The organism is Saccharibacillus qingshengii, assembly GCF_013185195.1.
Classification (GTDB): Bacteria; Bacillota; Bacilli; order Paenibacillales; family Paenibacillaceae; genus Saccharibacillus; species Saccharibacillus qingshengii.
In genome coordinates this window covers 1-24108 of sequence record NZ_JAAZWC010000036.1, presented here as the reverse complement: position 1 = coordinate 24108, position 24108 = coordinate 1, and the positions used below count along the sequence as shown (strand labels likewise).

Annotated in this window: 24 protein-coding genes; 17 read left to right on the top strand and 7 right to left on the bottom strand. The window is 55.0% G+C overall.

What is annotated here, in order from left to right; translation table 11 throughout:
- The first annotated feature begins 186 nt into the window (after positions 1–186).
- The 13 genes from HRQ60_RS21160 to HRQ60_RS21100 all read left to right on the top strand — a co-directional run bounded on the left by HRQ60_RS21160 (position 187) and on the right by HRQ60_RS21100 (position 13059).
- Complete coding sequence (locus tag HRQ60_RS21160) at positions 187–786, top strand: TerD family protein (RefSeq protein WP_172199928.1); 600 nt, start codon at positions 187–189, stop codon at positions 784–786.
- Between the two features lie 60 nt (positions 787–846).
- Positions 847–1428, top strand: a complete 582-nt coding sequence (locus HRQ60_RS21155; RefSeq protein WP_172199926.1) for a TerD family protein — start codon at positions 847–849, stop codon at positions 1426–1428.
- Positions 1429–1586: 158 nt separating this feature from the next.
- The gene (locus HRQ60_RS21150) at positions 1587–2168 is read left to right on the top strand and encodes a TerD family protein (protein WP_172199923.1); all 582 of its coding nucleotides are present in this window, start codon (positions 1587–1589) and stop codon (positions 2166–2168) included.
- 36 nt (positions 2169–2204) lie between these two features.
- Positions 2205–3671, top strand: a complete 1467-nt coding sequence (locus HRQ60_RS21145; protein WP_172199920.1) for a TerD family protein — start codon at positions 2205–2207, stop codon at positions 3669–3671.
- A gap of 179 nt (positions 3672–3850) precedes the next feature.
- Positions 3851–4654, top strand: a complete 804-nt coding sequence (locus HRQ60_RS21140) for a TerC family protein (RefSeq protein ID WP_343044780.1) — start codon at positions 3851–3853, stop codon at positions 4652–4654.
- A gap of 298 nt (positions 4655–4952) precedes the next feature.
- Positions 4953–6137, top strand: coding sequence for an HpcH/HpaI aldolase/citrate lyase family protein (locus HRQ60_RS21135; RefSeq protein ID WP_172199914.1), 1185 nt, complete (start codon positions 4953–4955; stop codon positions 6135–6137).
- On the top strand, positions 6100–7569 hold the full coding sequence (locus HRQ60_RS21130) for a phosphoribosyltransferase family protein (RefSeq protein WP_246281427.1): 1470 nt from the start codon (positions 6100–6102) through the stop codon (positions 7567–7569). The genes HRQ60_RS21135 and HRQ60_RS21130 overlap by 38 nt, the downstream gene beginning before the upstream one ends.
- Before the next feature lie 2 nt (positions 7570–7571).
- A complete protein-coding gene (locus tag HRQ60_RS21125; protein ID WP_172199911.1) occupies positions 7572–8717 on the top strand; it encodes a cysteine protease StiP family protein in 1146 nt (381 codons plus the stop codon).
- Entirely contained in the window at positions 8714–9547 is an 834-nt protein-coding gene (locus tag HRQ60_RS21120; protein WP_172199908.1) for an HAD family hydrolase, read from the top strand. Before HRQ60_RS21125 ends, HRQ60_RS21120 begins: the two co-directional genes overlap by 4 nt.
- Before the next feature lie 86 nt (positions 9548–9633).
- Positions 9634–10683 carry an ATP-grasp domain-containing protein gene (locus HRQ60_RS21115; protein ID WP_172199905.1) on the top strand — a complete coding sequence of 350 codons (1050 nt, stop codon included), beginning with the start codon at positions 9634–9636 and terminating at the stop codon, positions 10681–10683.
- 56 nt (positions 10684–10739) lie between these two features.
- A complete protein-coding gene (locus HRQ60_RS21110; RefSeq protein ID WP_172199902.1) occupies positions 10740–11543 on the top strand; it encodes a hypothetical protein in 804 nt (267 codons plus the stop codon).
- Positions 11544–11570: 27 nt separating this feature from the next.
- Entirely contained in the window at positions 11571–12698 is a 1128-nt protein-coding gene (locus tag HRQ60_RS21105) for a toxic anion resistance protein (RefSeq protein ID WP_172199899.1), read from the top strand.
- A gap of 52 nt (positions 12699–12750) precedes the next feature.
- Complete coding sequence (locus HRQ60_RS21100) at positions 12751–13059, top strand: hypothetical protein (RefSeq protein ID WP_172199896.1); 309 nt, start codon at positions 12751–12753, stop codon at positions 13057–13059.
- Between the two features lie 206 nt (positions 13060–13265).
- Here the strand turns inward: HRQ60_RS21100 and HRQ60_RS21095 are convergent, their stop codons facing one another.
- Both HRQ60_RS21095 and HRQ60_RS21090 read right to left on the bottom strand, forming a co-directional pair.
- Entirely contained in the window at positions 13266–13973 is a 708-nt protein-coding gene (locus tag HRQ60_RS21095) for an AIM24 family protein (RefSeq protein ID WP_172199893.1), read from the bottom strand.
- 13 nt (positions 13974–13986) lie between these two features.
- Positions 13987–14454: a hypothetical protein gene (locus HRQ60_RS21090; RefSeq protein WP_172199890.1), complete on the bottom strand. Its 468-nt coding sequence runs from the start codon at positions 14452–14454 to the stop codon at positions 13987–13989.
- A gap of 266 nt (positions 14455–14720) precedes the next feature.
- Between HRQ60_RS21090 and HRQ60_RS21085 the strand changes: the two genes are divergently transcribed.
- Complete coding sequence (locus HRQ60_RS21085) at positions 14721–14876, top strand: hypothetical protein (protein ID WP_172199887.1); 156 nt, start codon at positions 14721–14723, stop codon at positions 14874–14876.
- Between the two features lie 135 nt (positions 14877–15011).
- On the opposite strand, the gene HRQ60_RS21080 is transcribed toward HRQ60_RS21085, so the two are convergent.
- The 4 genes from HRQ60_RS21080 to HRQ60_RS21065 form a co-directional block, all read right to left on the bottom strand.
- Positions 15012–16706 carry a methyl-accepting chemotaxis protein gene (locus HRQ60_RS21080; RefSeq protein WP_172199884.1) on the bottom strand — a complete coding sequence of 565 codons (1695 nt, stop codon included), beginning with the start codon at positions 16704–16706 and terminating at the stop codon, positions 15012–15014.
- Positions 16707–17002: 296 nt separating this feature from the next.
- Positions 17003–19225: an Ig-like domain-containing protein gene (locus HRQ60_RS21075; RefSeq protein WP_172199881.1), complete on the bottom strand. Its 2223-nt coding sequence runs from the start codon at positions 19223–19225 to the stop codon at positions 17003–17005.
- A 173-nt stretch (positions 19226–19398) separates the two neighbouring features.
- Positions 19399–19812 (bottom strand): ImmA/IrrE family metallo-endopeptidase, encoded by a 414-nt coding sequence (locus tag HRQ60_RS21070; RefSeq protein ID WP_172199978.1) that lies wholly within the window; start codon positions 19810–19812, stop codon positions 19399–19401.
- A gap of 71 nt (positions 19813–19883) precedes the next feature.
- Complete coding sequence (locus tag HRQ60_RS21065; RefSeq protein WP_172199878.1) at positions 19884–20291, bottom strand: helix-turn-helix domain-containing protein; 408 nt, start codon at positions 20289–20291, stop codon at positions 19884–19886.
- A gap of 263 nt (positions 20292–20554) precedes the next feature.
- Between HRQ60_RS21065 and HRQ60_RS21060 the strand changes: the two genes are divergently transcribed.
- From HRQ60_RS21060 to HRQ60_RS21050, 3 genes are all read left to right on the top strand, one after another.
- Entirely contained in the window at positions 20555–21058 is a 504-nt protein-coding gene (locus tag HRQ60_RS21060) for an ArpU family phage packaging/lysis transcriptional regulator (RefSeq protein WP_172199875.1), read from the top strand.
- A gap of 106 nt (positions 21059–21164) precedes the next feature.
- Positions 21165–21701 carry an RNA polymerase sigma factor gene (locus HRQ60_RS21055; RefSeq protein WP_246281426.1) on the top strand — a complete coding sequence of 179 codons (537 nt, stop codon included), beginning with the start codon at positions 21165–21167 and terminating at the stop codon, positions 21699–21701.
- On the top strand, positions 21698–22597 hold the full coding sequence (locus HRQ60_RS21050) for a hypothetical protein (RefSeq protein WP_172199872.1): 900 nt from the start codon (positions 21698–21700) through the stop codon (positions 22595–22597). The genes HRQ60_RS21055 and HRQ60_RS21050 overlap by 4 nt, the downstream gene beginning before the upstream one ends.
- A gap of 207 nt (positions 22598–22804) precedes the next feature.
- On the opposite strand, the gene HRQ60_RS21045 is transcribed toward HRQ60_RS21050, so the two are convergent.
- A complete protein-coding gene (locus HRQ60_RS21045) occupies positions 22805–23047 on the bottom strand; it encodes a type B 50S ribosomal protein L31 (protein WP_172199869.1) in 243 nt (80 codons plus the stop codon).
- Positions 23048–24108 lie beyond the last annotated feature (1061 nt).

Genomic DNA, 24108 nt, shown 5'->3' with positions numbered 1-24108 from the left:
AAACGCTGAAACCGGGTACATTCCCCAAGCGTATAGATATAGCGTGCAGCCAAGCACAGGACGTTCCGGTTGACTGCCTCGCGTTTGCGCGGAATCGGCGAAGTTGTTTTGTACCCGGACGAACAGGTATAATTCAATTGAGCGACAGCAACCATACCATTCCAATTGGGAGGGCTATAGACAGCAATGACAATTTCTTTGGTAAAAGGCCAAAAGGTCGATTTGACGAAAGGGAATGCCGGTCTGTCCAAGATTACGGTCGGACTGGGCTGGGACCCGGCCGAATCCGAAAGCCGCGGGCTGTTCGGTATGAAAAAGAAAGCCGCAAACATCGATTGCGATGCCTCGGTCCTGCTGCTCAGTGAGCAGGGCAAGCTGACGCAGAGCAAAAACGTCATTTGTTTCCACAACCTGCAGAGCCCGAACGGTTCCGTCGTACACGGCGGAGACAATCTGACGGGTGCGGGGGACGGGGACGACGAGCAGATCCATATCGATCTCGCTTCGGTTCCGGCCGACGTTCACCGCCTGCTCGCTGTCGTCAACATTTATGACTGCGAAGCGCGCAAACAGCATTTCGGCATGATCCGCTCGGCGTTTATCCGCGTCTTCGAGTCGAGCAGCGGCCGCGAACTGGTTCGCTTCAACTTGACGGACGATTACTCGGGAATGACCGCTCTGCTGGTCGGCGAGATTTACCGCCACGGCAGCGAGTGGAAGTTCAGCGCCGTCGGCGAAGGTGCGCAGGCTCCGCATATCGATCTGCTGGCCCGCCGCTACAGCTAAACCGTACGCCCCGTTTTTCGTGCTTCACCCAAACTCCAATAAAGAAAGAAGGAATTATTCATGGCAATCAGCTTGCAAAAAGGTCAAAAAGTCGATCTGACAAAAACAAACCCGGGCCTCAAAAAAGTACTCGTCGGTCTCGGTTGGGACACAAACAAGTATGACGGCGGCAAAGATTTCGACCTGGATTCCTCCGCTTTCCTGCTGGGCACTTCGGGCAAAGTAACAGCCGATACGGACTTTGTATTCTACAACAACCCTAAAAACGCCAACGGCGCTGTCGTACATACAGGCGACAACCGTACAGGCGAAGGCGAAGGCGACGATGAGCAGCTGACAGTTGAACTGGCAAGCGTTCCGGCTGACGTCGAGAAAGTCTCCTTCTGCATCACGATTCACGATGCAACGGCACGCGCGCAGAACTTCGGTCAAGTATCGAATGCGTTCGTCCGTATCGTGAATGAAGAAACAAACGAAGAACTGATCCGTTACGATCTGGGCGAAGACTTCTCCGTGGAAACGGCGATTGTCGTAGCCGAACTGTACCGCAACGCCGGCGAGTGGAAATTCAGCGCTGTAGGCAGCGGTTACCAAGACGGTCTGGAAGGCCTGGTACGCGACTTCGGTCTGGCTGTATCCTAATTCCTTTCCCGCATAGACTCCACTTTTTAGCTTCAACCCCGAAGGCCGTCTGCTACATGGACGGCCTTCGGCCGTAGTGGAGCGCCTGCCGCAGGCGTCCGCTTTTCGGAATCCCGTGTTCAATTTCATTTTCTGACAAGGAAACGGAGGAACTTCCCATGACTATCAGCCTTTCCAAAGGACAACGAATCGACCTGACCAAAACCAATCCCGGCCTCAAAAAAGTCGTGATCGGCCTTGGTTGGGATACGAACAAATACAGCAGTGGCGCCGACTACGATCTCGATGCTTCGGTATTCCTGCTGCATGAAGACGGACGTGCCAAAGGAATCGAAGACTTCGTCTTCTACAACAACCCGAAAACGCCGAACGGTGCGGTCGAGCATACGGGCGATAACCGGACAGGAGAAGGCGAAGGGGACGACGAGCAGATCCAGGTCGATTTCTCGCTGGTTCCGTCCAACATCACCCGCCTTGGTATCACGGTTACGATTCATGATGCGGAAGCCCGCGCCCAGAACTTCGGCCAGGTATCCAATGCGTTCGTACGCGTTGTCGACGCGGCGGATAACCGCGAAGTGCTGCGTTACGATCTGGGCGAAGAGTTCTCGGTCGAGACGGCCGTCGTGATCTGCGAGCTGTACCGCCACGGCGAAGATTGGAAATTCCAGGCGATCGGTTCCGGCTTTGCGGGCGGATTGGCTGCGCTGTGCAAAAACTACGGCCTCGACGCCCAATAATCCGATCCGCAACTTAACCGAAAGGCGGAATTACTGTTGACGACCACAATCATCAAGGGCCAAAAAGCCGACCTGACCAAAACCAATCCCGGTCTCGACCGGATCGTCGTCGGAATGGGCTGGCAGGCTTCGCCGGGAGTCGATATCGACTTCTCGGCGTTTCTGCTGGTTCCGGGTTCCAAGGCGGCGGCCGACGAAGACCTGATCTTCTACGGTAATCCGTCCGGAGCCGGCGGCGCCATGCAGCTGCAGACCGAAACCCGCAGCGCGTACGCCGGTATTACGGACAGCGAGCAGGTGTCGATCTCGCTGGGCGGCGTTCCGGCGGCTTACGAGCGCATCGCTTTTTCTCTTACGCTGTACGAAGGAGAGAAGCGTCGGCAGAACTTCGCCGGTGTCAACGGAGTGTATCTGCGTATCGTGGATGCGCGCGGCGGATCGGAATTGATCCGGTTTACGCTGGACAAAACATCGGGCGTCGAGACGGCCATTGTCGTCGGCGAACTCTATCGCCATAACGGCGAATGGAAGTTCAATGCCGTAGGCAGCGGCTATACGGGCGGACTCGAAGCACTGTGCCGCAGCTTCGGCATCGATGTGCAGTCGGAGCCCGAACCGGCTCCCGCACCAACGCCGCCTCCGGCACCACCTGCGCAGCCTTCCAAGCCGACGCCGGCCGCACAGCCGTCGCCGCCTGCGCAGCCTCCCGGCGGCAATCCGTCGCCGCTCAACCTGGGCCGCCCTTCGCAGCAGGGCAGCCCGCCGGCTTCCGGCGGCGGACTGAGCGGAGCTTCGCCCCGCGTCTTTCCGCCCGCTCCGGGCGCCGCACCTTCTCCGTCGCCGCAGGCGGGAACGCCTTCGATCCCTGCGCCGCCGGCTCCGGCTTCCCAGCCTGCGGCGCCAAGCCTGCAGAAGATCGAATTGACCAAACGCGGCGACAAGATCAGCCTGGAGAAGAAAGCGGGTACCGATTCCATCGGCGAGATTCTGATCAATCTCAACTGGAATCAGCGCAAGAGTACCGGCTTCTTCGGCAAAACGGCCGGCGTCGATCTGGACCTGGGCTGTTTGTTCGAGTTGAAAGACGGGCATAAAGGCACCGTACAGGCGCTCGGACGCGCGTTCGGCTCGCTAAGCAGCGAACCTTATGTGATGCTCGACGGCGACGATCGGACCGGCACCAAAGCCGGAGGCGAGAATATGCGGATCAACGGTGCCCACCTGCGCGATATCAAGCGTATTGTCGTGTATGCCTTCATCTATGAAGGCGCGGCGAACTGGGCACAGGCCGACGGGGTCGTGACGATCAAGGGCGGCGGTCCCGATATCATCGTCCGTATGGACGAGCACGGCAGCCGCAAAGGCATGTGCGCCGTCGCCATGATTACCAACGTCGGCGACCAGACGTTCAGCATCGAACGGCTGGTCGAGTACTTCTCCGGCCACCGCGAACTTGACCAGGCTTACAACTGGGGACTTCGCTGGCAGACCGGAAGCAAATAACATACGGTTTTCCTGATTTATTATTCCAGACCCGTACGACGGTTCGTTCCGTCCTGTACGGATACGCCGCAGACCTTTCGGAAACGAAACGGGCCTGCGGCGTATCCGGTCTCTGCCCGCATCGAATGCCCGCAGTCTCCGCAGCAGGCCGCCTCTGAACCGCCTTGAAGGAGAGAGCAATCATGGCGGATTTTTTTCAGAGTTTCTTCGGCAATTTTGCCGGTTACTTTCAATGGGAACATATCGGCGCGATTCTGAGCGAACCGGCAACTTGGGGCGTGATCGGTACGCTCGTCATTCTTGAAGGGCTGCTGTCTGCCGACAACGCGCTGGTCCTGGCTGTCATGGTCCGGCATCTGCCGCCCAATCAGCGTAAAAAAGCGTTGTTCTACGGAATTATCGGCGCGTACCTGTTCCGGTTTGTCGCAATCGGGGTCGGGACCTTCCTGGTTAAGATCACCTGGGTCAAAATCATCGGAGGTCTCTATCTGCTCTGGATTGCCATGAGCAATCTGTTTGGACTTGAGCTGCGATGGAACCGGGTCGGAGGTCTGCCGCTCATCCCGTCGATCGGGCGCAAACCCGAAACGGACGACACGGAAGACGCGAAAGAAAACCATTACGGTTTCTGGCGCACGGTGCTTGCCGTCGAGCTGATGGATATTGCGTTCAGTATCGACAGCGTTCTGGCGGCCTTCGGAGTCAGCCAGGAAGTCTGGGTGCTTCTGCTTGGCGGCATGATCGGCGTCCTGATGATGCGGGGCGTCGCCCAACTGTTTCTCAAACTGCTCGAAAAGTTCCCTGAACTGGAACGGGCCGCTTTTATTCTGATTACGATCATCGGTTTGAAAATGATTGCGGCCGCGGTATTCGATTACGAACTGCCGCAGGAAATTTTCTTCCCGCTGCTCATTGCCGTTTTTGTCGGTACGATTCTGCTGAGCCTGGTTCGCCAGCGCCGGGAACATCGTTCGGGTGTGTGAACGCTGTCCCGCAGTCGTACCTACGCAGCCGACCGCATCGCTTCTTTTGCAGGGATGCGGTCGGTTTTTGCGGCAGAGCCTGCTTCCAACCTACCTTATTCCTCCGCACATGGAGAAAGGCTTCCTGCTTCGTAGTGTCTGCGGCGATTCGCAAGCACGGACAACGGGCAGAACGTTTTTCTCCGTTCGGCGGAGTTTTTTAAAATTTGCCTTGACTTTGCCAAAGCGGCAGGCGGCACCGGATTTATCCATGAAAGATCTGCCAGGAAATGGACTCAATATTGTGGGAGGAAAGACCATGCGTTATTTCGATTATTTAGAGGTGGAAGAAACCCAGAAATTGTTCCACCTGGCTCCCGCACCTTTTTGCAACCGCTCCGACAAAGACCTTCTGGCCTATGCGCTTGGAGCGGCTTTGTATATGCCCGCAACCCGGCCTGATATCGCGCAGAATTTGAGTACCGGCAAACACGTCGGGCTCACCTCCGTGGTTATCGATCTGGAAGACGCCGTCGGCGATCTCAGATTGGAAGAAGCGGAACTTTCACTCGTCTCGCAGATTCGCAAGCTGAATGATTGGAGCTGCGCAGGGAAGATCGATCCGGAGTCGCTGCCGCTGATTTTTATCCGGATCCGTACACCGGACCAGGCGAAGCGGATCCTTGAACTTCTCGGCGAAGCAGTGATTCGTCTGACCGGACTCGTCTTCCCGAAGTTCGATGTGCCTCTCGGCGAACGTTACCTGGAGCTGCTGCATACCTATAACGAGACACGCTCTGCGGGAAGCCCGGTTCTATACGGTATGCCGATTCTGGAGAGTCCCGAGATCATTTACGCGGAGACGCGCAGAGAGACGCTGCTCGGAATCAAACGGCTGCTGGACCGGCATCGTCCATACATATTGAATGTACGCATCGGAGCAACCGATTTTTCCAGTCTGTTCGGACTGCGCCGCAAACCGGATATGACTATTTACGATATCGGCGTCATTCGCGATTGCGTCGCGGATATCGTCAACTTGTTCGGACGGGCGCACGACGGTTATGTGATTTCGGGTCCGGTCTGGGAATATTTCAAGAGCGAACGCGTGCTCAAACCCCAACTGCGCGAGACGCCTTTTCAGGAAACGGCGGGACGCGAAGGACTGCTGCTGCGCATGCAGTGCATCAACAAGTATGTGGACGGTCTGATTCGCGAGGTGGAACTGGACAAAGAGAATGGCATTGTCGGCAAAACGATCATTCATCCGACTCACATCTGCCCCGTTCAGGCTCTGTATACGGTCACGCACGAAGAATATATCGACGCTTCGCATATTCTCGCCAGCAGCGGCGGCGAGATCGGCGTCGTCAAGAGCGGATACGACAACAAAATGAACGAGATCAAGCCCCACCTGAATTGGGCGCGGCGTATCATGATCCGTTCGGAAATCTATGGGGTGCTCAATGAGAACCAAAACTTCACTGCCTTACTCGTTCGATAAGAAAGATTCCAAGCAGCCGGATGCGTACGTCTACGACATGCCCGAAGGATTAACGGTGAAAGTCCGTCTGACCTCCAATCCGCTGGGCCTGCATCCCGATCATCTGTTCCGGATGGCGGCGCGAATCAACAAGAAGCGAAGCTTCCTGTTCGTCAGCCGGATTCTCGGCAAGCATATTCCGGTCGATCCGCATGTTTCGCTGCTCGGCGGAGCAGCGCTGGCCCTGCTGTGGCAGCGCCGCAGCGCGGAATCGGTGCGGGGTGGATCCAGGCAGGCGGCTGAAGATGCCGGCGCTTACAGTCTGGAAGAAGTCTGCGAAGCGCTTCAGGGCGATGACGAATCGGCCCGTCAGCTGTATGCCCGGCTCAAAGGGGACAAGCTGCAGGTCGAAGAACCGGCGTTGTTTATCGCGTTTGCGGAGACGGCGACTGCGCTTGGACATGCCATGTACGACTGTTTCACGGGAGACACGCGCTTTTTGCATACGACACGCGAAGAACTGGTGGGCAAGCAGCCCGTGCTGAGTTTCGAAGAAGAACATTCGCATGCGACGGCACACCGCTGCTATGCGAGAGAAGCTTCCTTTTTCGAAGGGGAAGATACGGTCGTGCTGGTGGACGACGAAGTGACGACCGGCAATACCGCGCTGAATATCATCCGCGATTTGCAGAGCAAACATCCGCGCCGCCGCTACGTTGTCGCAAGCCTGCTGGACTGGCGAGGGGAAGCGGACCGTCTGCGATTCGATGAGCTCGAAGCGGAGCTTGGGATCGCGATCGAGACGATCTCGCTGATCGAAGGACAGATCGAAGTCGAGGGCGGCCCGGTTGAACGTCTGACGCAGCCTGCGCCGGAAGCGCGTGCGGAAAACGGGACGAAGCTGATTCGGCACGATCTCTCTTCTTATTTCAGTCATCTGGACGCCGTATCCGCCGATCTGTCCGGCCGGACGTCCGATTGTCCGTATCTCGAGTGGACCGGACGGTTCGGGATGCGCGAAGCGGACAATGCCTCGCTGGATCGTCAGGTTCGGGAAGCTGCCGCGGAATTGGCGAACAGCCGTACGGGAAGCCGCACGCTGTGTATGGGTACGGGGGAATTTATGTATGTGCCGATGCGGATCGCCGCGGAATTGGGCGAGGGCGTTCGGTACCAGTCGAGTACGCGCAGTCCGATCCATGTGCTCGACGAAGAAGGCTATGCTATTCGAAGCGCATTTCCGCATACATCGCCGGATGATCCAGCTGTCGCGAATTTCTTCTATAACGTGCCGGAAGGTGCGTACGACGAGATTTTCGTTTTCCTGGAACGTATGCCGCTTGAAAAAGATCTGAAGCCGCTGCTTGACGCTCTGGCGCATACGGGAATTCCGGTCCTGCATCTGGCTGTCGCAGGCAGGCCAGGTCGTGCCCACCCACAAGGAGGAAACTAAATATGTCGAACGATACGCTGACTTCACAGCCGCTTCCAGTCCCCGAGAAGCTCGGCAGCTACAGTCCGGAAGACGTTGTGTTTTTGCTGAAGGATCTGAGTGATGTCCATTTGGAACGTCCGACCGAAGACCGCGAAGAAGCGATCCAGGGCGGCGTACATTATTCGGAGATGCTGCCGGTCGAATACCGGCCGACGCCCGAGTATCTGGCGCTGTTCCATGAGACGCTCGATGCGACGGCGAGAGACGTATCGCTTGCCGCAGGCATCGTCTCGGAACGCTTGAGAGCCCGTCACGGTACCGACTTCGTGCTTGCTTCGCTTGCCCGCGCGGGCACGCCGATCGGCATTCTGATCAAACGTTATTTCCGCCAGGTATACGGAGCGGAATTGCCGCATTACAGCATCTCGATCATCCGCGGCAAAGGCATCGACGAGAATGCGGTCCTGTATATGCGGCAGCAGAATCCCGGACGCCGCATCCAGTTCGTCGACGGTTGGACCGGCAAAGGCGCGATCCGCAAAGTACTGGAAGACGCCCGTGAGACCATGTCCGCCAAATACGGCATCGAACTCGACGACGACCTGGCCGTACTGGCCGATCCGGGCCGCTGCTCGGAAACGTTCGGCACGCGCGAAGATTTCCTGATCCCGAGCGCCTGCCTGAATTCGACCGTATCCGGGCTGATGAGCCGCACCGTGCTGCGCGAAGATTTGATTGGACCGAACGATTTTCACGGAGCGAAATATTACAAAGAATGGCTCGAAGACGACGTCTCCAATCTGTTCGTCGACCGGGTTAGCGGCTATTACGAAGAAATTCAAGCCGAAGCGCTGCTCGAAGCCGCGAAGCTGGAGCAGCTGCCGGAAGCGAATGTCTCCAGCTGGCAGGGCATGAAAGACATCGCCCGCATCCAGCAGGATTACGGGATCGAAGACGTCAATCTGGTCAAACCGGGCGTAGGCGAGACAACGCGGGTGCTGCTGCGCCGCGTACCGTGGAAGATTCTCGTCGACCGGCTCGATAATCCGCATCTGCGCCATATTCTGCTGCTGGCCGAAGATCGCGGCGTTCCGGTCGAGGTCTATCCGGGCCTGACGTATTCCTGCTGCGGTATTATCAAACCCCTGAACGGAGGCACGCCATGATTTTCGCAAGCGATCTCGACCGGACCCTGATCTATTCCAAAAAAGCGATGGGCGCAAGCTTCGAGTCCGCCGACATCATTCCCGTAGAACTGTATCAGGGCGAACACATTTCGTTCATGTCGCCCGAGGCGGCAAGGCTTCTTGCGGAGCTTGCGAAGACGACGCTGTTCGTGCCCGTCACGACGCGGACGATCGAGCAGTACGAGCGGATTTTCTATATTCGGGAAACGTTCAATCCGAAGTACGCGGTGACGAGCAACGGAGGGAACGTGCTGGTGGACGGCGTTCCGGATCCGGATTGGCAGCGGCATGTGGCCGAAGCGCTGTCGCGCAGCGAACATGCGGAGAAAGTGATCGAAGCCTTCGGACGTATCTCTTCGCCGGAGTGGGTCAAGTCTTACCGGCATTCTGACAGTTTGTTCTATTCGATCATTCTGGACCGGGACAACATGCCGCTGGACGCCGTCGAAGAGTTCCGCACAGAACTCGCCGGCATGCGCTGGAATCTGTCGGTACAGGGGCGCAAGATGTATCTGGTGCCGGACGGCGTAAGCAAGGGAGACGGTCTGCTGTATGTCAAAAAGTTGTCCGGCGCGAAGCGGATCGCCGCTTCCGGCGACTCGCTGCTGGACGAAAGCCTGCTCAAAGCGGCCGATTACGCGATCGTGCCGCGGCACGGAGAAATTTATGCGGCACATATGGAATCGGGAGTCTATTCGTTCACCGAGCGGGACGGTATGGGAGCGGCTGAAGATCTGATCGCGAAGATCGCCGAATGGTTCGCTCTGCCCGTTCCGGAGACCGACCTTCCGTCTGCCGACAAACGCTGAACGAAACCGAACAGGCTTTTCCCGCGTAGTATCCCGTAATTCCGTTAAACATCGCTGTGCCAAAACGCCGAAGAGGAAGATGAACGATGAGAAAAATATGGCTGAACCGCTGGTTCTCGGTCGCTTACCATTATGTGAACCTGATCCGCAACAATGAAGACGGAGAGCGGTTCGAATTCTACGGCACGCATCCGAGTATCGACCACGTTTCGCTGAGTGCTTGCGATGTCAAAGAAACCGAACCCCAAGTCGAAGGCGAAGCCTATATCGAGTTCTGCCTGGACTTTTGCCGCAGACACGGGATCGACCTGTTTATTCCGCGCCTGCATATGGAACTGATTGCCCGGCATATCGGGCGTTTCGAAGAGATCGGCACACGCGTAATGGTCTGCAGCGACATGGAACTGCTGGAGAACATGATGAACAAAGAAAAGTTCTACCGCTCGCTCGAAGGCAAAGGCATCGTGGAGATTCCGAATTACCGGGTCGTTCGCACGGCCGAACAGTTCGCACAGGCTTATCGGGAACTGCGGGCGGAAGGCGAGAAAGTCTGCTTCAAACCGACCGAAGCGGAAGGCGGCATGGGCTTCCGGATCATCGAGGAAGAAGCCGGCGATCCGCTGGAAGAACTGTACGGCTGGGTGACGCTTGAGACCACGTACGAAGAAGCCTATCGGACGCTGTCTTCGGTGGAAAGCTTCGACGACCTGATGGTGATGGAAATGCTGGAAGACGACGAATACAGTATCGACTGCCTGGCGGACGCCGCGGGCAACCTGCTGACGGCCGTTCCGCGTCTCAAGTCCGAAGGGCGCGTGTATCAGCTCGAATACTCGGAAGAACTGCTCGCCCTGTCGCGGCGCATCGCGGAAAATTGCCGCATTCCCTATGCTTTTAACGTTCAGGTGAAGTACAATAAAGGTGTTCCCAAACTGCTCGAAATCAATCCGCGCATGTCCGGCGGTTTGTATATTACCTGTCTATCGGGTGTCAATTTCCCGTATTTCGCGGTCAAAGCGGCGTTCGGGGAAGAGTGCCGGCCGCCCGAGCCGGAGTTCGGCATCAAGGCAAGTTACGTGGAGCAGGCCGTCAGGCTGGATCAAGTTCGCGGCAAAGCGGTTATTTCCGACCTTTGACGCGGGTGCCGGCATAGCGGGTTCGTGTTCTGCTATCAAGCTGGAGGTGTTCAAGCATGATCGATTACATGAAACGTTTCGGGCTGCCTCTTACAGCCTTTATAGCCGGCTGTGCGGTTGCTTTCGTCTCGCAGGGGATTCTGCCGGAAGAGATTTCCATGCTTATTCCCGGAGGAGCGGTGCTGCTCAGTATCGGTGCTTTTAAGCGGAGCAAGCCCAAGGTACTTCCGATCGAGGTATCGCCGCAGTCCCGGCCGCAGCCGGAAGTGCTTCCGCCGAGCGGAAGACGGACCGGCATTCCGGCCGTCGACGAAGCGGTGCAGCGCAGGCTGCGCGAAGAAGCGGCAGCGCGCGGCGAACAGGAACGCAGACGGGCGGCATACGACGCCGTGCAGTCCCCTTCGATTCCGGCTCCTGCCGCCGCTTCCCCGGCTGCAGCCCCGAAGCCGAAATCGGAAGCCGACGAAATGTGGGATCCGGTTCACGAGTATATCTCGGTGATCGAAGAAATGATCATTTCCGAAGGTCAGAAAAACTCGCTGGATGACGAAATCGTCGAGAAAACGATCTCGCTGCTGGCCCGCATTTCCCGCCTCATTCCACAGCTCAAAGAAATCAATGACAGCAAGATCAACCATAATATTCAGCGTCTGGTGTTCAAGGATCTGAACGGCGCGATCAATCCGTTCCTGAAGCTCAGCGGCGAAGCCAAGCGCAAGAACCGCCGCCTGCTGCTGGACGGAATCAAGGATATCAATTCCCGGCTGTCGCTGTACGTAGAGACGATCGAGCATCGCGACCTGATCGAACTGCAAAGCCGTGTCGATCTGATTCAACAGCGTTACCGGACTTCGGATTAACGGCAAATCGCCAAAGGAGGACTATTCATGTCTACGAATCTTTCGGTTGAACTGAAAAAGAACGATATGGAAAAGGTCGAACAGGAAGCGAAGCAGGTTATTCAAAAAGTCGCCAACACCGACAATATGCAGCTCGACGAACTGATGGACCAGATCGGACGGATGGGCCAGCGCACGATGGAAAAAGCGGGCCAATCGCTGGAGATGCTGCAGCGCCCGGTCAACGATATGGTCGCCGGCAAGCGTTCCGAAGTCGGAAACAATATCCTGCGGCTGCGTACCGAGATCGACTCGCTCAGCAAGAGCAAACAGGTCGGTTTTTTCGATAAGATTATGCGCAAGACCCCGCTCAAAAACTATATTTACAAATACCAATCGGTCAAAACGAATGTCGATGCGATCGTCATGTCGCTGCGCAACGGCAAAGATACGCTGGAAGAAAATATGGCGTATATGCGAAATCTCAAGCGTACATCTATCGAGGAAGTCTACAATCTGCAGATGCGGATCGCGATGGGCAACCGCCTCAAAGCTTTGTTCGAGGAAGAGATCGCCAAGCCCGAAAACGCGGGCCGCAAACCGACGCTCGAACGCGGACTTCGTAAAGTCGTCACGCGTATCCAGTCGTTTACCGAGATGATTCTGCTGTATCAGCAGGCCATTGCCGGTACCGATATTATCAACGACAATAATGACAAACTGATCGATTCCGTTGACGCGACGATTGACAAGACTCAGCATCTCATCACCGTGTCGGCCATGATCGCCATGGCGCTGCAGGATCAGATGGAGACGATCGAAGCGGTCAATACGGCCAATCAGACGCTGCAGAACATGTTCGAAGAGAACTCGCGCATGCTAAAAGAAACGACGCAAAAAACGAACGAACTGCTGGGTAAGCCGGCTATGCAGCTTGAAGCGGTCGAACGCGCGATGGGCGATCTGTTCACGGCCATGGATCTGTACGAGCAGTCGAATCGTACGATTATCAAGTCCGCGACGGAACAGACCGGACGCATGACGGAAATCAACCAGAAGATGAGCGACCGTCTGGGACTGATGCAGGGAAGCGGTACGGACTCCGAGCCTGCCCGCGTGGCCGCCGGACAAAGCGAAGCCCAGCGTCTGCAGTCGATCTCCAGCCTGCTGGAGTAGCGGGAAGATTCATACCGAGTTAGATCGACGATAAAGGGAGGACTACCGAACGATGAACATCAAGATCCTGACTGCCCGCATGGAACGGATGGAAGACAAGAGCTACAAAGGCAAAGTGGAAGCGGAAGTCGAAGGACATAAAGAACCTTACGAACTGACGATCTACAGCAAAAACGGTAACCTGTGGGAATACAGCCTGCATTTCCTGCAGCAGCCGGGGCCGGAAGAAGAAATTCTGGCGTTTGAAGAACATATCGAAAACGACGAAGAAGCTTTTGACAAGCTGGTGGATGCGGCCTGGGATACGATGGAGCCTCAAGGCGAAGAGGATGCGGAGAACGGGGCCGACGACGAAGCTTGATTGAAGGTTAAAAAATAAAGGCCGCCTTTTCCGGGTAACGGGGAAAAGGCGGCTTTTTGGGGTTTGACCTGAATATAAGCCGATTGGATTCGAAGAAGCCAAGCTTTGAACATCGGATTGGAATCGTTTGCTGGAAACCTTTAACCGCGGTTAACCCGTCCGCGTTCAAAGCTGTGAATCAAGTCGCGGGTTGGGAATGTTCAAAGCTATTTAATAAATACATTCCCGAAGGGGATTGCTTCACGCAGGATCCGTTTCACCAAGCCGTCATCTTCCATATGCTCGCGAAGCTCCTGGCTGCGGGTGCCGCCGGCTTGAAGAAGCACATGGCCGCGGCCGGTCATTTTCCAATGATAATTCATATGCTGACTAGCCAGATGGTTGCCGTAAACGGCAAGATCGAGTCGTGCATTTTCCGGATAAGCGAGGATACTGCCGGCGTTGACGTAGAGCGGTTCTTTCTCATGCAGCTCGACCTGAAAAACGGTCCCCTGCGTCATAATGCCGATCTGTCCTTCGCCGGAAAACTTCATTTTGATCGCGTCCTGCGTAATCAGCATATTCTTAAGCTTCAGGATACGGCTTTTCATCTCGATGCCTTCGGTGTAGAAAAAAAGCTGGCGGAAGTCGTAGAGCATGTCGCTGCCGCCGCTTATGTGGAGCGTTTGCAGGCCGAATCCGGCGGGGAGAACGGCCGTAAACGCACATTCGCCGCGAAAATCGGCGCGGATCAGCTTGCGTTTGCGCATCATGCGGCTGATCTCGAGCAGGCGATCGCTTCGAAGTTTCGGATTGCCGCGGTACGCGATCACCTGCTGCGGATGCAGCACATGCGCCGTATCATGCTCGCCCAACTCGAACGTATACGCTTGCGCGCCGAACGAATCGCCGGACTGTTCATGGGTAATGTTCATGCCATTCCTCCGTTCATCGTCTGCCGCGCAGTCCGAGACGCAGCACGCGAATCAGCAGGAAGTAACCGACGAACAATCCGATTAACACGAAAATCACGATTTTCATCGTCTTGGCGCTTTGATCGCGTTCCTGCTGGGCTTTATTCAGCAGGGCGACGGTGTCCTGCAGCTGTTTGTTTTGTTCATCCAGCCGCTCGTTTTGTTCGTTCAATTGGGTGATTTGTGCCCGGTAGGTCTCCATGTCGTCCCGATAGGCTTGGAGATCCGACTTGGCGTCTTCCAGCTGGGTGACAGTCTCATTATAACTTTGACGAAGTTCGTTGACTTCGCTCGGAAGCTCGCCGAACATTTCGATTCCGTTGACGAAATTGTCGAAAGGTTCCCAGGCTTTGGCCTCGCGGCCTGCAGGAAGCAGAAGGAGACCAAGCAGGAGAGCGGCGGGAAAAGATTTGCGCAAAATACGGAAAAATCCATGTCGCATGGCAGGCGGTCACCTCGATTTCGGGAGTCGTATAGAGAGCGGAACAGGTCCGTTTTTGTGGACAAAAAGTTTAATGGACGCATGATCCGGGTATACATTAAAAGATGCGGCACCGGAGAATATTCTCGGTCCGGTCCTTTACTGCGCAAAGGATTGTACGTCATTAAGTGTACCGAAGTTCCGTGTAAAATACCAATCCCGACACAAAAACCAACGCTTTCCCGAGCGTTTTCTTATTCCGAATTATTGAACAGGAGTGAACCGATATGTACTCGACAAATTCAGACTTCAAAAAAATAAAGGTAACCGTAAACGGACAACCCGTAGGCAACGGGCTGGTGCTCGACAGCGTCACGTTCCGTCTGATCACCGGAGAATCCGAAAGTCTTGAAACCCTCCGCAAAAGTGCCGTGAAATCGTAAAGGATCTGCCCTTTTTTATCCGACGATCCCAAAACGCTGTTTTCCCTGATCCGTCCGCCTGCCGGACACCAAGGGAAAACAGCGTTTTTTTGAATCTTTTTTATCTTCGGTGCGGATTTCGGATTAAGCTTGCGATCAGATCTTGAAGCGGTCTACCAGAGTGAACAGATTTTCGGACAGATGCGACAGCATCGTGGAGGAAGCTTGGATCTCCTGCATGGAGGCGTGCTGATCGCCGGAGGAGCCGGCCAAACGTTGAGCCCGCTCATAGGCTTCGTCGGCAATAGAGGAGCTGAGGCGGATACGCTGGGCTACCGCATGGGCATCTTCCGCGAGGCGTTTCACATCGGTCATCGCGGCATCCGCGCTTGTCAGGGAATCAGACCAGGCGCTGCGGATCGTACCAAACGATTCGGAAGCGGAAGCGAACGTGCGCGTCCCCTGACTGGCTGCGGAAGAGACCGCAGCCATGGCTTGGGCAGCCGCTTCGATCTGAACCAGTGTGGACCCGATGATATCATGGATTTGCCGGACGGCAGAGCCGGAACGGTCCGAGAGTTTGCGGATGCTGTCGGAAACGACGGCAAACCCGCGGCCGTGTTCGCCTGCCCGGGCGGCTTCGATCGCGGCATTCAATGCGAGCAGATGCGTTTCTTCGGAAATCTCGGTAATGACGCCCAGGATCTGGCCGATTTCCTGCGAATGCGATCGCATATCTTCGATCGATCCTTTGAGCAGGCTCAGTGCTTCGCTTGTCCGGTTCATCTGCAGCGAAGCTTCTTCCAGATCTCCTCCGGCCAGGCGCGAATGCTGTTCCGATTCGGAAGCCCGGCTGGACAGTTCTTCAACCCGCCCCCGTACCTGTCCGGCGAACAAAGAAATCTGCCCGAGCAGTTCCGAGCTTTCGGCCAGGGAACTGCGCTGGAGAGAAGATTCTTTTTCGAGTTCGAGAGCAATGGTATAGACCTGTTCGCCGGATTCTCCGGTTTGTCCCGCGCTTGCCGTCAGCTGTTCGGAAGCGGAAGCGACCTGATGCGAACTATCCCGAACTTCCGTCAAAATGTCCCGGAAGCTTCGCGTCATTCGGTTGAAGTCCGAGGCCAGACGAGCCGTCTCGTCGCGCCCCCGAATCTGAAGTTCGTCCAAGCTGAGGTCCCCCTGCGCCATCAGGCGGGTCTGTTCGGACAATCGAACGACCGGTGAGACCATGCGGCGAATAATGAAGTGAGCAGCCACCAGAGCCGCCGTGAGCAGCAGTACGCCGATCAGGAGCGGCAGTTCGAACACGGAAAGGGTACGTTCCCGGATAATCGACGAATCGAAATTGATCGCCATCAGGGCGACGACTTTCCGATCTTGACCTTCGCCCGAATAGATCGGCCCATAGCCGGTCTTCAGGCCGACGCCGTCGTAGCTGTAGACTTTTGAATAGACGCCGTGCGACATGGAGAGAGCCATCTTGCGGTCTGGGTCGGCGAAGTAAAACGAATCACCGGCTTTGTAGCCGCGTGCGCTCAAGTTGGAGTCGGCCGCCAAAATTTTTCCGTCCGGCGACAAGATAAAGGCTTCTTTAAAAATCGGTTTGTGATCGTGAATCCAGTCGATTTTACTCTGAATATCGGCCAGCTTGGATGTACCGCCGGATGCCAGAGCTTCGATATCCGCCGCATCCACCAAGCCCGTCGTGATGTTGGCGCAGCCGACCAGCTCGATTCCTACCGCTTCGTCGACCTGACCGTAAGCCGCCCGGTAAGCGAGCAGACCGACCGCCAGCCCGATGACAAGAAACAGACTCACAATGGCGCTTGTGATTTTTCCGGCTAATTGCATATCCGTTCATCCCCCTAAATATACCGTTGAACAACGCCGCGTCGACCGCCGCCGTCATTCAAACAGAAAGCCGGAGTGAACGGAGAATCGGATAAAGACCGAGTTGTTGTCCCATACGTTCATATCCTGCAAGATTAGGGGAAGGTTCTGCTGTGAGAAAACAGTGAAATGAATCATTTTTCGCAAAACCGCCCGGGATCAAAAGATCCAACGCAAATCGGATAAGGAAAACAAAAAAAGCGGATGCTTGCTCCGGCAGGAGCAGCATCCACTTTTTGTAAGAACGGAAGTCCAGGTTATTTCTTGACGGTAACGGAGATCGTGACCGTTTTATTGCCGTATTTGCCTTTGATTACCGTCTTGCCTTCGGCAAGTGCCGAAATTTGTCCGGCTGCCGAGACGGAAGCAACGGAAGGTTTCGAGCTGGTCCATGTTGTCGAAGCGGCAACTTCAGCCGCAGCACCGGTATCGAAAGCGGCGGTCACGACGATTTTGGACGATGCGCCCGGAGCCAATTTAAGCGTCTTTTCGGCCGCGGTCAATTTGATCAGCTTGGGTACGACACTGACATCGACACTCAGGGCCTGACCTTGGTAAGAGCCGCTCAGCGTAGCCGTGCCTTCCGAGATCCCTTTTACCGACGTGGTCGCAATCGAAGCAACCAGAGGGTTGGACGATTCCCAGCCGACTTTGCTTGCCAGGGAAACCTTGGAACCGTCCGCGTAGTAACCGGTCACTTTGATCGACTTGCTGGATTTGATATTCAGCTGGATCGAAGTGGGTTCCACGACGATTTTGGTGATTTTTTGCTCGATTTTTACTGGTACGGTAATCGACTTGTTCAGGTAGGTGCCTTTCAGGGAAGCCGAGCCTTTGAGCAGCGCCTTGATCTCCTGGCCTTTGTCGGTTTTCTTGATCACGGCATTGGCGCCGCTGACCGTCCAGGTAATCAGGGAAGAAATGTCTTTCTCCTGCCCGTCTTCCCAGACCGCATTAACGGTAGGAAGAGCGGAGGTTTCGCCTACGATCAGATTAAGCGATTCGTCCGGACCGATCAGGACGAGGATCTTCTCGTTGACGGTCACTTTGAATTCGACCGTTTTGCTGCGTACCGAGACGTCGCCCGAAGGCGTGTTGACGGAAGGCGCTTCCGGCAGGGAAGCGGTCAGCGTAACCGTACCGGCCGACTTGGCCACCACTTTGCCGTTTTCGATCGAAGCGATTTCGTCGTCGCCGGATTTCCATTTGACGTCTCCGCTCAGATCGAGCTTGGCATCGTCAAGCTTGAGTCCGCTGATCTTTGGAAGAGCTTCTGATTCGCCTTTGTACAATTCGGTTTCGGTCTTGGACGACTCCAGCGATTTCAGTGTCGGATAGACCGTGATTTTGATTTCTTTGGAAATGCCGCCGTATTCGGCTTTGATCGTGCTGCTGCCGAGAGCTTTGGCGGTTACTTTGCCGCCTTCGACTGTTGCGGCGAGCAGGCTGCTCGATGTCCATTTGGACTGTGCCGAGACGTCCAGCGAAGAGTTGGCGCGGTCGCGAACTTCGGCTTTCATATCGATCGTTTCCCCGAGGAACAGGGTTGTCGCTTCCGACGGAACGAGCAGAAGCGCTTCATACGGAGCACGGACGTAAATGTCCAAGCTCGCGGTAACGCCCAGGTATTGAACGGTAATCGTCGCTTTGCCGGCCGATTTGACCGTCAGTACGCCTTTTTCGACGGACACGATCGATTCGTTGGATGTGCTCCATTCGGCATCCGCGGTAACTTCGTGCTCGGCGCTGCCACCGGCAGCCGGAGCGACGGATTTCAGTTTTGTTTCATCGCCGACGAGCAGTTCCAGACTCGAGACCTTTGTGTCCGCTTCGCGGATCTCCAGGGAGGAGTACGGAAGTTCGACGCTGGCTTTGAACGTGCCGGTTTGTCCTTTGTACTTGGCGGTAATGGTAGCCGTACCTTTGCCGACGAGTTTAACCTGTCCGGCTTCGACTGTCAGTACGTTCGAATTGGAGCTGGTCCAGGTTGCGAGCGCGGTAACATCGGTAACGGTATCTTTTTCTTCGCCGCCCGTGAGCTTGGCCGTGATTTTCAATTCGCTTTCGGAATCGCCCAGTTTGTATGTACCGCTTTTGGCCGATTCGAGGGCAAGTTTCGTGTACGGGTAGGAAGCCGAAACTTCAACCGTAGCAATCGCACCTTCATAAGTGGCGGTAATGATCGAGTCTCCGCTGGATTTCGGAGTGACCAGACCTTTGATTACCTGTGCGACGTCTTCGTCCGAAGAAGTCCACACTGCCGAGGCCGTTATATCTTTTTTGGAAGTGGAACCTTCGACCGTGGCATACACTTTAAGCTGCTTTGCCGACTGACCGATTACCAGTTCTTTTTTTGCAGTGTCGTCGAACGAGATCGAGATGACGTCTCCCGTAGCGGCAAATGCATGGGCCGGAAAGACGATCACGGCAATTGCCAGCAGAAGGGCCAGGGTACGCATCACTCTTGTTTGTCGGATCATGATCTTCTCCTTCGATAAATAAGTTTTTTGGATCTGTGGATTGAGCCTCTGCCCAAGCCGTCTTTTCTATTATCGAATAAAAAGTCCTCCAACATTACCTTTTTTATATAAAAAACTGGAAATGGTTAATTTGACCTACGTCCGATTATGAGGGTTTTGGAACATATGTTCGATCAATGGGCAAAAAAATAAACGCAATCCGCAGGAATGCCGCTCCGCAGCAGAAAATGTTCAAAAGATTCGCCCGGAATCGGCTCCGTACCGCTGGTCAGCAGAAGCATCGCAAAGCGGTTGGCCTGACGTTCAAGCTTGCCGGCGCTGAAAAATGAATGTTCTTCGATAAAAAAACGGTTAACGCCTTTATGCAGACGGTCGTGCCCGAGTTCATGCGCACAGACGAAATTGCGCCATTCCTCCGGCAGCTGTTCGTTGATGACGATAAAACGCCTGCGCAGCTTGCGGTAATACAGACCTTTGGTCGACTTGCCGAGATCCATGTAACGGATATGAATACCGAGCGCTTCCGCCATGGCGAACGGATCGGTCGTGCGGGTGGTGCAGATCAGGCGGGTTACGAGCTTCTTCATCGGGTCCACCGTCCATGTCCTCCTTTGGCGGAATGTCTGTCGCAGCACAGTCAAGGAAACGGCCTGCCGTTCTAACTCCTGCGTTTGTTCATTTGTTTCGCTTCCCAGAACAGGCCGGTCAGTACATCCTTGATCCGCTGTTTGTCTTCTTTGTCCAAAGGAATGCCGTCGAACATCAGCTCGCCGTCTTCTTCCAGCATCTTCTTGAAATCGCGCTTGTCGCGGGAAGTGGCCCAATCCGGAGCCGAAGTCTCGTGCGCATCGTGCAGATAGCCGGCTTCATTCATCATTTCTTCGTACGAAACGCCGAGCGCCTGGGCAATCTTGGTGATCGTCTGCGGCTTGGGGACGCCGCGGAGCCCGTGCTCGATCCGGGAAATCTGCGACGTGCTGACGCCCGCGGCACCAGCCAGGCGGTTGATGCTCCAGCCTTTGCGTTCGCGAACCTGTCTCAAATAACTGCCGAACCGGTTTTCCATGTGCGCACCCTTCCTCGCTTCGTCAATTTGGCCGATCGCTCTGAGGCATTCTATCTCTTTTTAATATACCCAATATCCGGTGCCGGGTAAATGTGTTTGCCAAAATATTGCCAAAAGGCGGAAATGACAATTGTCTCTTTACGTGTTTGGAAAAAATGTGGTAAGGTTAAAATGAGAATACGAACAAGATGCGAACAGAGAGAACGGAAGACGAATTTTTTTGATCATTTTGTTGCCAAAAGACAATAGAAGGGGAGAGGAAAATGGAGCATGCATTGGATCTGCCGAAACTTGACCGCCGCAAGACCCAGGCCGCTATCGAGGGAGCCATGGAAAAATACCGCATGTACAAAACGATCACATTCGAGGCAAGGGAAGCCCGGATTACTTCTTCCTATAATGAAGTGCCTTCCGGATTCACGGGGACGCTCAGCGATTCCACCGCAGCCGCCGCTGTGTACAACGTCGATATGCCCGCGGCCCGCGCCGCTTACTGCGAACGGATCGAGCGGATCGTGGAGCGGCTGAACGAGCGGGAACGCCTGCTGCTGCGCGAACGTTATATGAAGCAAGATGACGTATTCGATTACAAGGTATACAACCATGTATTCGATCCGCCGGTCAGCAAGGATACGTACGTCAAGGTAAGAACCGCGGCTTTCTACAAAATGGCGCTGATGCTGTCGGCGACGGGGATGCTTGAACTGGACGGTCTGCTGGCCAAAGCGGCGGAAGGGAAAAAGCGCGAACCGGAGAAGCGGAGATAGGAAAAAAGCGCCGGCAGAACTTTTTCGGATATCTTCTTTTTTATTTGGCATAAAAGGGAACGATCCCGCTTCTGTCTTGTCTATAAAGTATAGAAGAGGTGAGAAGATGGACAAACCGAAGGAAAGTTCCGGCGGATATATGGAAGCCATGGACCCGGATACCGTCGTGCGCACACACTGGGGCGAGGTGTGGAAGTATCTCTTCTTCATGACGGGAAGCCGTTTCGCCGCCGACGATCTGACCCAGGACACTTTCATCAAAGCGCTGCGTTCGCTGGACGGATTCAGGCGCGAGTCTTCGCTCAAGACCTGGCTGATGCGTATCGCGCGAAACACGTATATCAACCACAAACGCTCGGCTTTTATGCGGCGCGTCGTTCCGTCGGCAGAGGTCGAGCCGGACGCTTCGGCGGCCTCGGCGGAGAAGGAGTACCTGGCCGAAGCGGGAGAGCGAAAAGTCTGGGAGCTGGTCTTCCGTCTGCCGGACAAACTTCGCGAAACGCTGCTGCTGGAAGCGCACTATGATATGACCGCGCGCGAAGGCGCCCGGCTGCTCGGCATACCGGAAGGCACCTACAAATCACGGCTGTCGCGTGCCAGAAGCCGGATCGATCGCATGATGAAAGAGGAGGAACACAGATGAACCGATTCAAAACGCCGGAAGACCGCCGGGAAGACGAAGCGGGGAAGAACGGTCGGCCGAATTGGTACGAAGCATTGGCGCGCGAGCCGGGGCCGATGAGTACGGAACCCACGCTCGCGCAGATGCGCAAAATCAAGGAGGAATCAGATATGGAACATACACAGGGATCGACCAAACGCAGAGGCAAGCAAATAGGAGGCGTTATTCTGGCGGCTGCCGTCGTTTTCGGGGGTCTGTGGGGAGCGAACTCGGCAGGTTGGCTGGACGGGGAAACGCCCAAAGCCGCGTATACCCAAGCCTCACCGGGATCGGACCCGGGCAGCGTCCAGACGGGAGGCGGCATAGTCTGGCAGACGGAAGAAGAGGCTGCCGAGTCCGAAAAAGAAGCCGAGACCCAGGCTCGGGCCGTCGCCGAAAATTTCAAACGCGAAGATCTGACGGTGACCCAGGCTCAGAAAGAGGTATTTGAAAAAGAGTTTCGGCAGGGAGAACAGAGCATGCTCGATTGGATCGAACAACGTCATGCCGAATTGTCCGTGTATGCGGAAAAAGAATTCTTGTCGAATTATTTTACGAACCGGGCGGCCGATATGCCCTATGAAGCGGCGATCCGCACAGACTCGGAATTGACTGTCGAAAATCTGAAGATGACGACAAGAAGCATCAAATTGGAGATCGATCAGGTTACGTTCGATTATACGCTTGACCTCGTATTTTCTGGTGAACAGGATCCGCTGCCCATGAAAGGATCGATCCGGATGGAAAAAGGCAAAAACGGATGGAAAGTACTCAAAGATACGCCGGACAAAGAAGGATTCCTGGCGCTCTATAAGCTTGCCTGGCCGGAACCGTCGCCGCCGGCAGAGGATACGAATGCCGACGAACCTGCGAAATAAGCGACGACCGATGCAGCGAACCCACAAGGCCCCTGACTCCGAAAAACCAAAAAGCCGCGATTCCCGATTCGGGAGACGCGGCTTTTTGACGAGGGAATCAGACGCAGGGAGGCTGCCGCGAAGCGGTTTTCCCGAAAAAGGCGAAAAAAAACAGGCGTCGGAAAAATCCGCTGCCTGGTCGTAGAAGTCCGCTTAGCGGACTTGAGCTTACATGTTGTATTTCTTTTTGAAGCGTTCAACTTGGCCGCCGGCATCCAGAATTTTCTGTTTGCCAGTGAAGAATGGGTGCGAATCGGAGCTCACTTCCACTTTGATCAGTGGGTAAGTGTTGCCGTCTTCCCAAGCTACGGTTTCGTTGGATTTACGAGTCGAGGCGCTCAGGAACTGGTGCCCTGTGCTCGTGTCCATGAAGATCACGGGTTGGAAGTCCGGGTGGATTCCTTTTTTCATTTATTTTCAACTCCTTCTTAAAATAATCAATAATCACATACACTATATAGTAGCATAGGGCAAGCGCGTTGACAATAAACAATTCTAAGAGAAATCGTAGGCAGATGCAATAAGTTTATCGGCAGCGTGTTCAAACGGTTGTCTAAGTACTCCTATATAGATGAAGAAACAGGTTTGGAGGAAGAGGACGGCCCCGGAGAATTCATCTTTGGATGGCTTGGAAAAATAAGAAACTGCACAGCGGTGCGGGTTCCCAGACAGCTCTCCTTTTCCCGCCGAAAGATCGTCTTTTCTCCGCCGTTTATCGGACGAAAACCGGACGCTTCTCCGTCTTTGTTTGGAGAAAAAGGCGGTAAGATTGTATCATCGGGAAGTTGAGCAAGAGGCCGGGCGCCGAAAGCTCGAAGAAGCTGAAATCACGCAGAAAAGACGGGTGCGGCCCCAAGGGGCCAGGCAGCCGTTTTTGTTATGCGCCTCGCGGCGAGAGCCGGTCCTTGCGAGACTCCCGAAGCCTTGAATGTACAATACGGTAGGCGCGATAAGCGACAAGGTGAAGGTTTGATGGGAAAAGAAAGGGAAATGCGGAAAGGGAGGAGGGGATTGAGATTCGGAAGGCGATCAAAAAAAGCTGGAAGAACAAGTGGCCGGATTGAACGGCCGCGCGCATGACCTGCCTGTCGTCGGATCGGCCGTTAGCGGATCGTCTTGAGAATCAGTGATCGTATTTGTAGTGAAGAATTCTGCAGCCTGAGGTTCTTCAAGATTAAATTTCCTCTGATCCACTTGGAGAAATGATAATTTCTGCTTCTTCTGCAACGGCATCAATGTTTTCGTAATAAGGCATTTTAGCGTGTATGGATTGCATTTGATAGGTTACAGGTGCTTTTTCCGTAATAGAAACTTGAGCAGAATGAACTGATTTTTTTGAATTTTTCGTACAATACGGCGAAAGCAGCTCCAAAGATTATTATTAGAGCTGTTAAGCTAGGGCCTGTACGCAAACCTATTTAAGCCAGATCCGAATCGAAATTAAAGCTAAAAAAGCCTTGAACATGCTCGCT

Excerpts from the sequence above, each read along its gene's own strand:
- HRQ60_RS21085 (WP_172199887.1), top strand. The coding sequence starts at position 14,721 with ATGTACTCGACAAATTCAGACTTCAAAAAAATAAAGGTAACCGTAAAC.
- HRQ60_RS21105 (WP_172199899.1), top strand. The coding sequence starts at position 11,571 with ATGTCTACGAATCTTTCGGTTGAACTGAAAAAGAACGATATGGAAAAG.
- HRQ60_RS21090 (WP_172199890.1), bottom strand. The coding sequence starts at position 14,454 with ATGCGACATGGATTTTTCCGTATTTTGCGCAAATCTTTTCCCGCCGCT.
- HRQ60_RS21055 (WP_246281426.1), top strand. The coding sequence starts at position 21,165 with ATGGACAAACCGAAGGAAAGTTCCGGCGGATATATGGAAGCCATGGAC.
- HRQ60_RS21125 (WP_172199911.1), top strand. The coding sequence starts at position 7,572 with ATGTCGAACGATACGCTGACTTCACAGCCGCTTCCAGTCCCCGAGAAG.
- HRQ60_RS21050 (WP_172199872.1), top strand. The coding sequence starts at position 21,698 with ATGAACCGATTCAAAACGCCGGAAGACCGCCGGGAAGACGAAGCGGGG.
- HRQ60_RS21135 (WP_172199914.1), top strand. The coding sequence starts at position 4,953 with ATGCGTTATTTCGATTATTTAGAGGTGGAAGAAACCCAGAAATTGTTC.
- HRQ60_RS21150 (WP_172199923.1), top strand. The coding sequence starts at position 1,587 with ATGACTATCAGCCTTTCCAAAGGACAACGAATCGACCTGACCAAAACC.
- HRQ60_RS21100 (WP_172199896.1), top strand. The coding sequence starts at position 12,751 with ATGAACATCAAGATCCTGACTGCCCGCATGGAACGGATGGAAGACAAG.
- HRQ60_RS21155 (WP_172199926.1), top strand. The coding sequence starts at position 847 with ATGGCAATCAGCTTGCAAAAAGGTCAAAAAGTCGATCTGACAAAAACA.
- HRQ60_RS21115 (WP_172199905.1), top strand. The coding sequence starts at position 9,634 with ATGAGAAAAATATGGCTGAACCGCTGGTTCTCGGTCGCTTACCATTAT.
- HRQ60_RS21065 (WP_172199878.1), bottom strand. The coding sequence starts at position 20,291 with ATGGAAAACCGGTTCGGCAGTTATTTGAGACAGGTTCGCGAACGCAAA.
- HRQ60_RS21095 (WP_172199893.1), bottom strand. The coding sequence starts at position 13,973 with ATGAACATTACCCATGAACAGTCCGGCGATTCGTTCGGCGCGCAAGCG.
- HRQ60_RS21070 (WP_172199978.1), bottom strand. The coding sequence starts at position 19,812 with ATGAAGAAGCTCGTAACCCGCCTGATCTGCACCACCCGCACGACCGAT.
- HRQ60_RS21110 (WP_172199902.1), top strand. The coding sequence starts at position 10,740 with ATGATCGATTACATGAAACGTTTCGGGCTGCCTCTTACAGCCTTTATA.
- HRQ60_RS21120 (WP_172199908.1), top strand. The coding sequence starts at position 8,714 with ATGATTTTCGCAAGCGATCTCGACCGGACCCTGATCTATTCCAAAAAA.
- HRQ60_RS21075 (WP_172199881.1), bottom strand. The coding sequence starts at position 19,225 with ATGATCCGACAAACAAGAGTGATGCGTACCCTGGCCCTTCTGCTGGCA.
- HRQ60_RS21045 (WP_172199869.1), bottom strand. The coding sequence starts at position 23,047 with ATGAAAAAAGGAATCCACCCGGACTTCCAACCCGTGATCTTCATGGAC.
- HRQ60_RS21080 (WP_172199884.1), bottom strand. The coding sequence starts at position 16,706 with ATGCAATTAGCCGGAAAAATCACAAGCGCCATTGTGAGTCTGTTTCTT.
- HRQ60_RS21060 (WP_172199875.1), top strand. The coding sequence starts at position 20,555 with ATGGAGCATGCATTGGATCTGCCGAAACTTGACCGCCGCAAGACCCAG.
- HRQ60_RS21160 (WP_172199928.1), top strand. The coding sequence starts at position 187 with ATGACAATTTCTTTGGTAAAAGGCCAAAAGGTCGATTTGACGAAAGGG.
- HRQ60_RS21130 (WP_246281427.1), top strand. The coding sequence starts at position 6,100 with ATGAGAACCAAAACTTCACTGCCTTACTCGTTCGATAAGAAAGATTCC.